The organism is Haloferax sp. SDI50 (assembly GCF_059802635.1).
Window position 1 is genome coordinate 2,004,591 of the sequence record NZ_JBPULL010000001.1, and the last position, 12,714, is coordinate 2,017,304.

15 protein-coding genes are annotated in these 12,714 nt (G+C 70.5%); 14 read left to right on the top strand and 1 reads right to left on the bottom strand.

Translation table 11 applies throughout. The annotated features are described in order from the left end of the window. The first annotated feature begins 41 nt into the window (after nt 1–41). The 12 genes from ACSR87_RS10550 (at nt 42) to ACSR87_RS10605 (ending at nt 9,906) form a co-directional block, all read left to right on the top strand. Nucleotides 42–677 carry an HAD family hydrolase gene (locus tag ACSR87_RS10550; RefSeq protein WP_008577329.1) on the top strand — a complete coding sequence of 212 codons (636 nt, stop codon included), beginning with the start codon at nt 42–44 and terminating at the stop codon, nt 675–677. Next, nucleotides 668–1,576: a CobD/CbiB family cobalamin biosynthesis protein gene (locus tag ACSR87_RS10555; RefSeq protein ID WP_405309411.1), complete on the top strand. Its 909-nt coding sequence runs from the start codon at nt 668–670 to the stop codon at nt 1,574–1,576. Before ACSR87_RS10550 ends, ACSR87_RS10555 begins: the two co-directional genes overlap by 10 nt. Further along, the gene (gene cobS, locus ACSR87_RS10560; RefSeq protein WP_498530432.1) at nt 1,567–2,331 is read left to right on the top strand and encodes an adenosylcobinamide-GDP ribazoletransferase; all 765 of its coding nucleotides are present in this window, start codon (nt 1,567–1,569) and stop codon (nt 2,329–2,331) included. The genes ACSR87_RS10555 and cobS overlap by 10 nt, the downstream gene beginning before the upstream one ends. Beyond that, a complete protein-coding gene (locus ACSR87_RS10565) occupies nt 2,331–2,930 on the top strand; it encodes an NTP transferase domain-containing protein (RefSeq protein ID WP_498531057.1) in 600 nt (199 codons plus the stop codon). Before cobS ends, ACSR87_RS10565 begins: the two co-directional genes overlap by 1 nt. Beyond that, a complete protein-coding gene (locus ACSR87_RS10570) occupies nt 2,921–4,000 on the top strand; it encodes a nicotinate-nucleotide--dimethylbenzimidazole phosphoribosyltransferase (protein WP_498530433.1) in 1,080 nt (359 codons plus the stop codon). The genes ACSR87_RS10565 and ACSR87_RS10570 overlap by 10 nt, the downstream gene beginning before the upstream one ends. After that, nucleotides 3,990–5,012, top strand: coding sequence for a threonine-phosphate decarboxylase CobD (cobD, locus tag ACSR87_RS10575; protein WP_498530434.1), 1,023 nt, complete (start codon nt 3,990–3,992; stop codon nt 5,010–5,012). The genes ACSR87_RS10570 and cobD overlap by 11 nt, the downstream gene beginning before the upstream one ends. Further along, nucleotides 5,005–5,733, top strand: a complete 729-nt coding sequence (locus ACSR87_RS10580; RefSeq protein WP_498530435.1) for an adenosylcobinamide amidohydrolase — start codon at nt 5,005–5,007, stop codon at nt 5,731–5,733. Before cobD ends, ACSR87_RS10580 begins: the two co-directional genes overlap by 8 nt. A 99-nt stretch (nt 5,734–5,832) precedes the next feature. Further along, entirely contained in the window at nt 5,833–6,846 is a 1,014-nt protein-coding gene (locus tag ACSR87_RS10585; RefSeq protein ID WP_498530436.1) for a pyridoxal phosphate-dependent aminotransferase, read from the top strand. Between the two features lie 379 nt (nt 6,847–7,225). Beyond that, nucleotides 7,226–7,999, top strand: a complete 774-nt coding sequence (locus tag ACSR87_RS10590; RefSeq protein WP_498530437.1) for a nucleotide-binding protein — start codon at nt 7,226–7,228, stop codon at nt 7,997–7,999. Beyond that, on the top strand, nt 7,996–8,580 hold the full coding sequence (locus ACSR87_RS10595; protein ID WP_498530438.1) for a DUF8054 family protein: 585 nt from the start codon (nt 7,996–7,998) through the stop codon (nt 8,578–8,580). The genes ACSR87_RS10590 and ACSR87_RS10595 overlap by 4 nt, the downstream gene beginning before the upstream one ends. Nucleotides 8,581–8,644: 64 nt before the next feature. Beyond that, entirely contained in the window at nt 8,645–9,112 is a 468-nt protein-coding gene (locus tag ACSR87_RS10600; protein ID WP_498530439.1) for an OsmC family protein, read from the top strand. Between the two features lie 62 nt (nt 9,113–9,174). Continuing rightward, complete coding sequence (locus ACSR87_RS10605) at nt 9,175–9,906, top strand: DUF8116 family protein (protein WP_498530440.1); 732 nt, start codon at nt 9,175–9,177, stop codon at nt 9,904–9,906. Between the two features lie 240 nt (nt 9,907–10,146). On the opposite strand, the gene ACSR87_RS10610 is transcribed toward ACSR87_RS10605, so the two are convergent. Further along, nucleotides 10,147–10,593, bottom strand: a complete 447-nt coding sequence (locus ACSR87_RS10610) for an ester cyclase (RefSeq protein ID WP_498530441.1) — start codon at nt 10,591–10,593, stop codon at nt 10,147–10,149. Nucleotides 10,594–11,163: 570 nt separating this feature from the next. On the opposite strand from ACSR87_RS10610, the gene ACSR87_RS10615 reads away from it, so the two are divergent. Then, nucleotides 11,164–11,697 (top strand): amino acid-binding protein, encoded by a 534-nt coding sequence (locus ACSR87_RS10615; protein WP_008577349.1) that lies wholly within the window; start codon nt 11,164–11,166, stop codon nt 11,695–11,697. Then, the gene (locus ACSR87_RS10620; protein WP_498530442.1) at nt 11,694–12,644 is read left to right on the top strand and encodes a homoserine dehydrogenase; all 951 of its coding nucleotides are present in this window, start codon (nt 11,694–11,696) and stop codon (nt 12,642–12,644) included. Before ACSR87_RS10615 ends, ACSR87_RS10620 begins: the two co-directional genes overlap by 4 nt. The last annotated feature ends 70 nt before the right edge of the window (nt 12,645–12,714 follow it).

Consider the following 12,714-nt stretch of genomic DNA (forward strand, 5'->3'; position numbering starts at 1 on the left):
GCTTCGCTATATTCAAGTACAGTTTCGCCAATGAAATTCTAGTGGCAGTCACGTTCGACCTCTTCGGCACGCTCGTCGACGCCGAGTACCCGTCAGACCCCGGTTCGGCGGTCGCGGACGCGCTCCGCGAGTACGGCGTCGCCGTCCCCGACGACTGGGACGACGCCTACCGCGAGGTCCACATCGACGCGCCCGAGGGAGCGGAGGTCCCGCTTCCGGCGCACGTCGCCGCGGCGCTCCGGTCTCGGGGCGTCGCCTCCCCGGACAACGCCGCCCGACGCGCGGTCATCACGGCGTTCGACCCCGAGGTGACAACCCGTCCCGGCGCGGTCGAAGCGGTCGCGGCTGCCCGCGAGGCCGGCCCGGTCGGCCTCCTCTCGAACTGTTCCGTTCCCGAACTCGTCGCCCGGACGCTCATCCGCTCGGACCTCGACAGACGCGGCTTCGACGACATCACGACGAGCGTCGCCTGCGGCTGGCGGAAGCCCCACGCGCAGGCGTTCGAGGCGGCGGCCCGCGGCCTCGGCGTCGACGCGGCCGAGTTGCTCCACGTCGGCGACGACCCGGACGCAGACGGCGGCATCGAGTCGGTCGGCGGCCGGTTCGTGAACCGCCGGGAGACGACGCTCGAATCGGTCGCGGCGAGGCTGCGAGCCGGGGAGGACCCGTGCCCGTGACCGCCGCGGCCGCCGTCGTCGCCGCCGCGGCGCTGGACCGAGGATTCGCCGAACCGCCGGCGCGCGTCCACCCGGTCGCGCTGCTCGGTCGACTCGTCTCGCCCGTCGACCGCGAGTGGTCCCGTCCGACGCTCGTCGGCGGGGTCGCAGCCGTCGCGCTTCCGGCGCTCGCCGCGGGCGTCACCGCGGGAGCGACGTGGGGTGCGACGCTCGTCTCGCCGTGGTTCGGGGCGGCCGTCGCCGCGGTCGCGCTGTTTTCGACCACGAGCCTTCGCATGTTGCTCGACGCGGCGGACACGGTCGTCTCGGCTACGGCGGACGAATCCGACCTCGATACCGCCCGGTACGAACTCCGGGCGCTGGCCGGGCGCGACCCGTCGTCGCTGTCGGCGGCCGATATCCGGAGCGCCGCCGTCGAGAGCGCCGCCGAGAACCTCGCCGACGGCCTCGTCGCCCCCTTGCTCGCGTTTACGCTCTTCGCGCCCGTCTCGCTCCCGCTCGCGGTCGGCGCGGCCGCGTGGGTGAAGGGGGTCAACACGCTCGATTCGATGCTCGGCTACCGACACAAGCCGGTCGGCCGCGTCCCGGCCCGCCTCGACGACGCGGTGATGTGGCTTCCGGCGCGCGTCTCGGCCGTCTTGCTGGCCGTCGTCGCCGGCGCGCCGGCCACGGTGACGCGGGTCGGTGAGTTGGCGCGGCGACCGTCGTCGCCCAACTCGGGGTGGCCGATGGCGACCCTCGCGGTCCTGCTGGAAACGCGACTGGAAAAGCCCGGGCACTACCTGCTCGACGGGGGTCCCGAGCCCCCCGACGCGGCGACCGCCGCGCGGGGCGTCCGACTCGTTTCGCGGGCCGGCCTCCTCGCGTTCGCCGCCGCGGGGGTGGTCGCGTGGTTCTGACCGCCCTCCGCGGCGCGCTCGGCTTCCTCACTCGCCTCCCCGTCGGCGGCGACGAGGCGAACTGGGACGCCTTCAGACGCGCGCCCGTGGCGTTTCCGCTCGCCGGCTACGTCGTCGGCGCGCTGGCCGCGCTCCCGTTGTTGCTCCCCTTGCCGATTCCGACCGCGGCCGCGCTGTACCTCGTGACGCTGTATCTCGTGACGGGCGTCACCCACGCCGACGGCCTCGCGGACCTCGGCGACGCCGCGGTCGTCCACGGCGACGCCGACCGCCGGCTGTCGGTCCTGAAAGACTCGCAGACGGGCGTCGGCGGCCTGCTCGCGTTCGGGCTGACGCTCGTCGTCCTCGCGCTCGGGGCGTTCGGCCTCGCCGGTGCGGGCGGTCGCGTCGGCCTCACGGCCGCCGTCGCAATCGCGCTCGCCGCCGAGGTCGGCGCGAAAGCCGGCATGGCGACGCTGGTCTGTCTCGGCGCGCCCGCCCACGAGGGACTCGGCGCGGCGCTCGTCGGCGAGAACAACCCGTCGGGGCTACTCGCTGTCGCCGTGGCCTGCCTCCCGGTCGTCGCGCTCGCGCCGGTCACGGGCGGCCCCGCCGTCGTCGCGGCGCTCTGCTGCGGGCCGGTCGTCGCGCTCCTCGTTCGCTCGTGGGGGCGCGCTCGACTCGGCGGCGTCTCGGGCGACCTGCTCGGCGCGACGAACGAACTGGCTCGCGCCGCGGCCGTCCACGCGGGGGTGGTGACGTGGACGCTCTCGTGATGTGCGGCGGCCGCGGCACCCGCCTCGACGCGCCGGTCGAAAAGCCGCTCGTGGACATCTGCGGGCGGCCCATGCTCGACCGGGTCGCGGCGGCGCTCCGTGAATCGAGCGTCGGGACCGTCCGCGCCGTCACCTCGCCGCACACGCCGAACACCCGCGACCGCGCCGCCGACCTCGGTCTCGACCCCATCGAGGCCCCCGGCGACGGCTACGTCTCCGACCTCGGCTTCGCGCTGGACCGCGTCTCTCGGCCGGTCGTCACCGTCGTCTCCGACCTGCCGCTCGTGGCCCCCGAACACGTCGACGCGGTCGTTTCGGCCGCAGACGGCGGGGCCGCCACCGCGTGCGTCCCCGTCGAACTGAAGCGCGACCTCGGAGCCAGCGTCGACGACGCGCTCGTGTTCGACCACGAGGGGACCGCCGTCTGCCCGACAGGGCTGGGCGTCGTCGGCCCCGCGGACGCTGAGGCGGGCACCCCTACTGACACCGACACCGAAACCGACACGCACTCGACCATGTACCTCTCCACAGACACCCGACTGGCACTCAACGTGAACCGCCCGACAGACATCGAACTCGCGGAGGACCGATGCGAGTAGTCCTCGTCGCCGGCACGACCGAGACGGCGAAGATACCCGGCATCAGCGCCGCCGGCGCGGAGCCGTCGCTCGTCGGCCACACGCCGAGCGCGGACGCCGAAATCATCGAGTACGGCGAGCCGGTCCGCTCTCCGGTGACGCCGGTCAGCCCGACGGGCTGTCCGACGCCCGCGGCCGTCACCCGCGCCGTCATGCAGCTCACCGGCTTCGACGTGCTCACCGTGGACGCCGGCCTCGCGAAGCCGAGCGCCGCGCCGACCATCGACGTGGGCGCGCGACCCGGCCGCGACATCCGCGAGAGCGAACCGGTCCCGACCGCGCCCGGCGCGTTCGAGGCGGCCCGGCGGATGGGCCTCGCGCTTCCCGAGGACGAACTCGTCATCGGCGAGACCGTCCCCGGCGGGACGACCACCGCGCTCGCCGTGTTCCGCGCGCTCGGCGAGGAGTTCCCCGTCTCGTCGTCGCTCCCGGACAACCCCACGAGCCTGAAAGAGGAGGTCGTCGCCGAGGCGTTCGAAGCCAGCGACGTCGAACCCGGCTTCGCGGCTCACAAACCCCGGCGCGCCGCCCGCTACCTCGGCGACCCGGTGCTTCCGGTCGTCGCCGGCCTCACCGTCGGCGCGCTCGAAAACGGCATCGACGTGACGCTCGGCGGCGGGACCCAACTGCTCGCGGCCGCCGCGCTCGCTCGCCACGCCGGCGCGAACGGCGGCCTGACGCTCGCAACGACATCGTACCTCGCTGAGGACGTGCCCGAGTTGGCCGACGCCGCCGAGGCGTTCGACCTCGAACTGACCGTCACCGACCCCGGCTTCGAGACGCACCCGCTGGACCGCTACGCCGCGGGCGAGGCCAAGGAGGGCGCGGGCATGGGCGGCGCGCTCATGCTCGCCGACCGGATGGGCGTCCTCGACGACGTGGAGGCGGCCACGCTCGACGTGCTCTCGACGCTGGACCCCGATGCCGTCGAGGCCGGAACTGGAACCGGAACCGGAACCGCGGCGGCCGACGCCGGCGGAGCCGACGCTGGCGGCGTCGACGCCGACGCAGACATCGACGATGGACCCTGAGTCCGTCCGGGCGGGGAGCCGCGTCCCCCACGGCGGCACCACCGACCCGACCGTCCTCGACTTCAGCGCGAACACCAACCCCGAGCGTCCCGATGGCGTCGAGGCGGTGTACCGCGAGGCGTTCGACGCCTCGACTCGCTACCCCGACGACGACTACGCCGACTTCCGGGCGGCCGCCGGCGACTACGTCGGCTGTGTCCCCGAGGCGGTCGTGCCGACCGCCGGCGGCCTCGAAGCCCTGCGACTCGCGTTCGAAGTGACGCTCTCGCCCGGCGACACCGCGCTCGTCCCCGAACCGAGCTTCGGGGAGTACGACCGCGAGATTCGCCTGCAAGGGGCGGAGCCGGTCGCGGTCCCCCACGACGCGATTCTCGACGCCGACCCCGCGGACCACGCGGTCGCGGTCGTCTGCACGCCGAACAACCCGACGGGCGAACTCGCGCCCGACGACGACCTCCGGGCGTTCGCGGCGCGCTGCCGCGAGGCCGACACGGCTCTCGTCGTCGACGAGGCGTTCCTCGACTTCACCGACGAACCGAGCCTCGCGGGCGAACCCGGCGTCGTCGTCGCCCGGTCGCTGACGAAGATGTTCGGACTGCCGGGCATCCGCGCCGGGTTCGCCGTCGCCACCGGCGACCTCGGTGACCGACTCGCCGTCGCCCGGCGGGCGTGGTCGCTCTCGACGCCCGCGGCCGCCGTCGGCGCGTACTGCATGGACGACGCCGAGTTCGTCTCGCGAACGCGAGCGCGCGTCGCGACCGAACGCGAGCGACTTCGCGAGACGCTGTCCGAGGCCTTTGCGGTGTCCCCGTCGGACGCCCCGTTTCTCCTCGTGGACGTCGGCGGCCGCGACGTCGACGCGGTGGTCGAGACCGCCCGCGACCGCGGGGTCGCCGTCCGGGACGCGACCACGTTTCCGACGCTCGACTCGCACGTCCGCGTCGCGGTGAAACGCCCCGACGAGAACGACGAACTGCTCCGGGCGCTCGCCGCCGTCGCCGAGGATGTTTGAGACGGCGCGCCGCGACGGCGTCTGCCGACTCGCCCGACCGGAGACGCGCTGGCTCTCGACGGGCTACGCCGGCGGCGAGTCGCGGGCGGACGCCGCGTTCAACGTCACCGTCCCCGAGGGCTGGCCCGAGACCGACCTCGACGCGTACGTCGAACGGCGACGCTCGGCGGCCGGCTTCGACGACCGCGGGCCGACGCTCCTGACGGGCGTCGGGCAGGAACACGCCCGACGCGCCCGGTTCGGCCCGGTCGAAGTCGTCGCCACCGCGGGCGTGTCGAATCCGGCGGAACTCCCGATAGACGACGACCCGCGCGAGTGGGGCGACGCGTCGGACGCGCCTGACGCGGCGGCCGACGACGACCGAGACGGCCCGGTCGGAACGGTCAACGTCTTCGTCGGGACGACGCGGTCGCTGGAGCCGGGCGCGCTCGCGAACCTCGTCGCCGTGGCCGCCGAGGCGAAGGCGGCGACGCTCCTCGCGCGCTGCGGCGCGCCGGGGACGACGACCGACGCGGTGGTCGCCGCGTGCGACCCCGCCGGCGACCCGGCGACGTTCTCGGGGAGCGCGACCGAAATCGGCAACGCGGCGCGGGTCTGCGTCCGCGACGCGGTGCTCGCGAGCCTCGGTTCGCGGTACGACGCCGAGCCGATACCGCGGGGCGTCGATGAGGCGAACTACGGCGTCGTCGCCGACGACCGCGCGACCGTCGCTCCGGTTTGAGAACTGCCGGCGAAACGCGTTTCCGGCCGAGGAATCCACGGTGGTAGCTAAGTGGTCCCCGGAGAAGCCTTGATTATGGTTGGTAGCTAGCAGGTCGGTATGGACCCCGGTTCCGTTTCCGACGTCGACCACGTGACTCACGGCGGGACCGCCGACCACTCGCTGGTCGATTTCAGCACCGGCTCGAACCCCGAACACCCGTCCGGCCTCGCTGGCGTCTACGAATCGGCGCTCGCCACGGCGCGGCGGGACTCGCTGGACGACTACTCGCGGTTCCGCGTCGCCGCCGCGGAGTTCGTCGGCTGCAACCCCGACGAGGTCATCCCCGCCGCTGGCGTCATCGAAGCGCTCCGACTCGCCGCCGGCGTGACCGTCTCGCCCGGCGACAGCGTGGCGCTTCCGGCCCCTTGCTGCGGCGAGTACGCCCGCGAAATCCGGCTCCAGGGGGGCGAACCGGTCCACGTTCCGCACGACCGCCTCCTCGAAACCGTCGACCCCGCCGAGCACGCGGCGGTGATTCTCAGCTATCCCGCCGACCCGGTCGGGACCGCGTACCCGCGAGACGAGCTTCGGGCGTTCATCGACGACTGCCGCCGGGCCGACACGCCCGTCATCGTCGACGAGACGTACCTCGGCTTCACGCGCCTCCCGAGCACGGCCGGCCTCGACGGCGTTATCGCGCTCCATTCGGTGACGAACGTCTTTGGCGTCCCCTCGCTCCGCGCGGGCTTCGCGGCCGCGACGGGCGACCTCGGCGACCGGCTCTCGCGGGCGCGCTGTACGTGGGTGCTTTCGGCTCCGGCGGTGGAGGTTGCGACGTTCTGTCTCGAACAGGAGGCTTTCCTCGAAGCGACTCGCGACCGGGTCGAACGGGAGCGCCCGAGGGTGATTGCGGGGCTGGACCGACTCGGCTACGACCCGCACCCCGCCGACAGCGCGCTCGTGTTGTTCTGCGCTGACGATGTCGACCGCGTGCTCCGCGAGACCCGACGGCGCGGCTTCGCCGTCCGCGACGCCCGCGACTATCAGGGCCTCGACTCACACGTCAGAATCAGCGTCCGCCGCCCGGACGAGAACGACCGCCTGCTCGACGCGCTCGCCGAGGCGACCTGAGCAACCGCGTCACCCGCCGACGCGCTCGCCGGGACGCGAACGCCGACTCACCGACGACTCGCCGCCGAGCCGACGCCAGCCGACGGTCGCAGTTCCGTCCCGGATGGGGCCGCGGAACTCGGTTGCACGCCGCGATTCGAACCGCCGTCACCGATTCAGGTACACGATGAACGCGATGGTGAGGAGGGTCGCGTACACCGCGAACGTCGAGTCCTCGACTACGAAAGCGAACGATTGGATGACAATTCTGAACATCGGTGGTCGTTTCGCACACTGTTGGCCTCACTATTAATGCTTGTTACTAGTTGACACGATATCCATCGGCGCGCGTCCACCCCCGTTCCGAACACTTATGCGAAATCGCCGGGCACGTGGGGGCATGGTCGAGGCGTTCGCCGTCGCCAGCGGGAAGGGCGGCACCGGGAAGACGACGAGTACGCTCGCGCTGGGGATGGCGCTCGCCGAGGAGTACGACGTGACCGTAATCGACGCGGACACGGGCATGGCGAACCTGCTTTTCCACGCCGGGTTGGACGACGCCGACGTGACGCTCCACGACTTACTCGTCGACGAGCGCGACGCCGCGGTGTCCGACGCGGTGTACGAGCGGTTCGGGCTGTCGGTCGTCCCCTGCGGCACGAGTCTCGCGGCGTTCGAGGCCGCGGACCCGGGTCGCCTCCGCGACGTGGTCGCTGAGCTCGCGGCCGACACGGACGTGTTGCTCCTCGATTCGCCCGCCGCGCTCGGCTCGAAGAGCGCGGTGCTCCCCGTCGTCCTCGCGGACCGCATCGTCGTCGTTCTCCAGCCCACTGTGCCGTCTCTGTCCGACGGGCTGAAAGTCCAGGAGTACGCCCACTCCTACGGCACAGACACCGCGGGCGTGGTGTTCAACCGCGTGCGCCCCGACGAGAACGTGGAGACAATCGCCGAGCAGGCCGGCCGCTACTTCGGGGGACAGACGCTCGCGTCGGTCCCCGAGAGCGACGCGGTCCGCGCGGCCCGCCGCGAGGGAAAACCCCTCCTCGCGCACGCCCCCGACGACCCGGCCGCCGACGCCTTCCGCGAGGCGGCTGCCCGACTCGACGTGCGCGACGGCGACGGCCGCGAGGTCGCAGAGCGGTTCAAAAGCGCCGTCGTCCCCGAGCGAATATGAGAATCCCGCGGGGCGAACTCCGTCGGTCGCGCGTCGTCGACGACGCGGCGGCGGTGCTTCGGACGGTGCTCGACGAGGAACTCACCGGCTACGTCGTCTTCGAGCCGCAGGACGCGCTCTTGCTCGGCGAGACCACCCGCGGCGTCGTCACGTTCGAGGACGGAGTTCCCGTCCTCGCCTACGACACGGAACGCGAGGTCGGCGGCCGCGACGGACTGGAGGGGTTCGCCGTCACCGGCCCGACCCGCGCCGCGGTCCACGCCGTCGACGCCGCGGAGCTCGCGGACGCCCACGAGGTCGAGGAGTTCCGCGTCCCGCCGGGCGAGCCGGCCCGCGTCCTCGCCGGCGACGAGCGGTTGGCGACAGAGACCCTCGACGCCGCCCCCGCCGCGCGCCGCGAGGAGAGCCGCGACCAGAGCGCGGTCGAAGCGTTCCTCGCCGACGCCGACGCAATCGAGGAGATTCGGTCCGAGGCCCGCGAGGAGGCCCGCGCGAGGGCGTCGGAGTGGGGGCTCGACGACGTGTTGGCAGACGACGCCGACGAGTCGGCCGCGATAGATGCCGGCCCGGACAGTCGCTGACACGCTTCTCGACGGTTGAGAACCGTCTTCTGTGGCTATCGCTCTGCGGTGTCTCTCTCTAGGTATGTCCGCCGAGAAATTCCAGACCCAGAACCAACCCCTGACGTTCGCCGTCGCTGCGGCGGCCGAATCACCGACCGAGACCCGCGTCTCCGTCCGCGACTTCGAGTTCGTCGTCGACGAGCCCGAATCGCTGGGCGGGGCAAACGCCGGCCCGAACCCCGTCGAGTACGTCCTCGGTGCGCTCGCCGGCTGTCTGAACGTCACGGCTCACGTCGTCGCCCGCGAGATGGACCTCGACGTACGAGATCTCGAAATCTCCATCGAGGGCGACCTGAACCCCGCGAAGTTCATGGGCAAGCGCGACGACGGCCGCGCCGGCTACGAGGAGATTCGCGTCGCGGTCACCGCCGACGTGGACGCCGACGAGGCGACCATCGACGCGTGGCTCGCCGCCGTGGAATCGCGCTGCCCGGTCAGCGACAACCTGACCAACGCGACGCCGCTCGCGCTCTCGTTCGACCGGCGGTAGGTGTCGTCCTCGCCTCGCCCACGCGGGGATAGAGCCAAACCGCCGTCGCCCGTAGCTCCCCTGTGACCGTTTTGCGCCTCCTTCGACTCCGCCGGCCCGCCGACTTCGCAGACTGGTACCGAATCGGTGCCGAGTACGTCCACGACGTGGCCGCGGGCATGGGCTTTCGCGTCGGCGACTTCGAGTCGCGGGTGGTCCGCGCGACGGACGCCATGCGCGCGGGGCGAACCGACCTGCCCCCGGACCTCGCCCGCTCCGTCGCCGCAGACCTACTGGCCGACGCGGCGTTCTGCGACCCGTTCTGTCAGTGGATGCCGTTGTGGTACGAACTCGGCCTCGCGGCCCCGTGCGCCTACGCCGACTACCGACTCCGGCGGGTCGCCGAGCAGTACGCCGACGACCTCCCGCACCTGTCGGTGCCGCGGTTCTCCCGCCCCGAAGACGTGTACGTCGACGGCCGCCCCGCGACGGCGTGCGTCGACGGCTTCACCGAGCGGTTCGTCCTCGCCGACGCCGTCCTCCACCTGGAGTGGTTCACCTACGTCGCCCGCGAGTCGGGCATCTTCGTCCCACCGCTGTTGGTCGAGCGAACCCGCGAGCAGACCGTCGCCTACTACGCCGGCCGGCGGGAGGAACTCGACCCCGACGTGCGGAGCTTCCAGCGACTGCTGTTTTCGGACGACGAGTGGGTCCGCCGCATCGCCGACGTGTACGACCTCGACAGCGTCCTGTTCGACTACTGGGAGCGAATCCTCGCACGGGAGCGCCGCCGCCTTTCGACGTTCGACGGCTGACCGTTCGGCCGCCCAGCGTGTGTTCTGAACACACGCAGCATATGACATTTGAAAAATGTTTTAACGGAGGACGTAGTATGCGTCTACTGCAGGTAGATACCTGCACTTGGGTTGCGTATACAGGGGAGGTTTTTCCCCAGTGTCCGTGGAGTGCGGGCGGGTGCCCGGTCGTCCGCGCTCTTCCTTCTCATCCGTCGAGCCGCGCGGCCGCCGCGCAAAACATATCGGTCTCGGCGCGTCTCACGCCGTAGGCGGTTCGACAGCGCCGAGTTGCGTGAGCATGCCGAGCATGTCCGGTTGGACCCACCGCTCGGCAATCACGCCGTCTTCGATGCGGGTGAACACCATGTTGCCGACCTCGATGGTCTTCCCGGTCGGTTCGATACCCATGAATGCGCCGTCGTGGGTCCCGCGGAGCGTGACGCGCATGGCGACCGTGTCGCCCTCGGTAATCGCGTCTTCGACCGTCGCCGAGAAATCGCTGAACGACTCCTTGAGTCCCGAAATCTGGGCTTTGAGTTCGTCGCGTCCGCGGACCTCCCCGAGCGGACTGTGGTCGATAACGTCCGCGGCGCAAATCTCGTCGATGAGACCGATGTTCCCCTCGCTCGCGACTTCCTCCGGGAAGCGTCGAGCGAGTCGCTCGTTCCCGGTCGGCGTCGGTGTCGGTGTGCTTGCTGATGCCATTCTTGTTCTCTCCTCTCCGTCGCACCCGTCCGCAGACCGCAGCGTGCTCGCCCACCGTCGGCGGCGGATGCACCGAACTCTACGCTGTGTGAGCTGTTAACTATTGTCTGTGCATCGTCTCAGAGTCCAGCAGATAGTACTGCTCCAAACAGACACAACAAAGGGACAGAAGACGAGCGGCGTTTGGTTCTCTCGAATTGAGTTTTGGACAAGCTCTATCGGATCTCCAATACACTGTGTAACCGAAATAAGCAGTGGAAATTCGCGACTGGTATCTTCGAACTTAGATTTCTCAAAAACACCTCCCGAATTTTCTCCGATATACTATTGTGTATTATATGAACCTCTCCATTCACGGGTCGACCTCCCAGCGCGGTAATCTTTGTAGCGAACCTGTGCACATTTCGGGCCGACGCGCGTACGGCGAACCCTCAGCGATGACTCTCTCACAGCAGACGGGGCGACGGCCGCGCCCGGGGCCGGTGCTCGACCCGTTCGAACGCAATACGTATATGGGTGTGCTCGCACGAACTTCGACAATGAACGACGCGTTAGTACGGTGTTGGACAGATGAGTGAGGTCCACAACGACGTGCAGGCGTACACGCTTCGACTCGAACTGGTCGACGAACCCGGCGAACTCCTGCGGTCGCTGCAACCCATCGCCGAACACGGGGGGAATCTCCTCTCGATTTTCCACGAGCGCGGCAACGTCACCCCGCGCGGCTACATCCCGGTGGAAGTCGACATCGAGGCGACGCCCGACCGTTTCGACAACATCGTCGAGGGACTGAGCGACGCCGGCATCAACGTCATCCAGGCCGGCACCGAGCGGTACAGCGAGCGCCTGACTATCATCCTCTCGGGTCACCTCATCGAGACGGACCTCTCGGACACGCTGACGCAGATTGAGGCGACGCGGAACGCGACCGTCACCGATATCTCGCTGTCCGCACCCGCCGGCTCTATCGACGTCTCAAGCGCCCGCTTCCAACTGGCCGCCGAATCGGGGTCGACCGAAGACGTCCTCTCGGCCATGCGCGACATCGCCGACGAGAAGGACCTCCAGCTCGTCGAGCCGCTGACTGTGGGGGGTCGCCCGTGAGGCTCTGCGTCCTCGGTGCCGGTGCGGTCGGCAGTTCCGTCGTCGAACTCGCCGCCGAACACGGCCACGTCGTGACCGCGTTCGCTGACTCCGACAGCGCCGTCGTCGACGCCGACGGCATCGACGCCGACGCGGTGCTGTCGAAGAAGCGAGAAGACGGCGTGGTCGGCGGAGCGGACCCCGGAGCGGTGTTCGACGCCGACTACGACGTGTTAGTGGAGGCGACGCCGACGACGCTCGGCGACGCCGAACCCGGCTTTTCGCACGTCGAGCGGGCGCTGGCCGACGACCGCCACGTCGTGCTCGCGAACAAAGGCCCGGTCGCAGAACGCTACGCCGACGTGCGTGCGCTCGAAGCCGAAAGCGAGGGGACCGTCCGCTTCGGCGCGACCGTCGGCGGCGCGCTCCCCATCCTCTCGACTATCGAGGACGTGGGCCCGTCGCGCGTGTCGGCGGTGTACGGCGTGCTGAACGGGACGGCGAACTTCGTCCTCTCGCGGATGGCCGCCGAGGGACTCGATTACGAACACGTCCTCGCGGAGGCGCAGGACCTCGGCGTCGCGGAGGCCGACCCGACCTTCGACGTCGACGGCACGGACACGGCGCTCAAGGGCGTCATCGTCGCCAACGTCCTCGCCGACGGCGAGACGGAGTTCACGCTCGACGACGCCGCGGTCGATGGTATTCAGGAGCTCTCGGGGGGGATGCTCGACCTCGCGCAGGAAGACGGCCAGACGATTCGACTCATCGTCGAAGTCGCGGACGGTTCGGTCCGCGTCGGCCCGCGACTGGTGTCCGCAAACGGGGCGGTCGCCCCGTCGGGGACCGAAAACGCCGTCCAAATCGAAGCCGACTACTGCGGCCGACTGGGCATCACCGGGCGCGGGGCCGGCGGTCCAGAAACGGCGAGCGCGGTCCTGACGGATATCGAGCGACTTGCCGACTGACGCCGGGCGACGAGTACGAGTCCGCGGCGAGAAGAGATGAAACGAGTCTGCTGACGGCGAGCGGCCGACA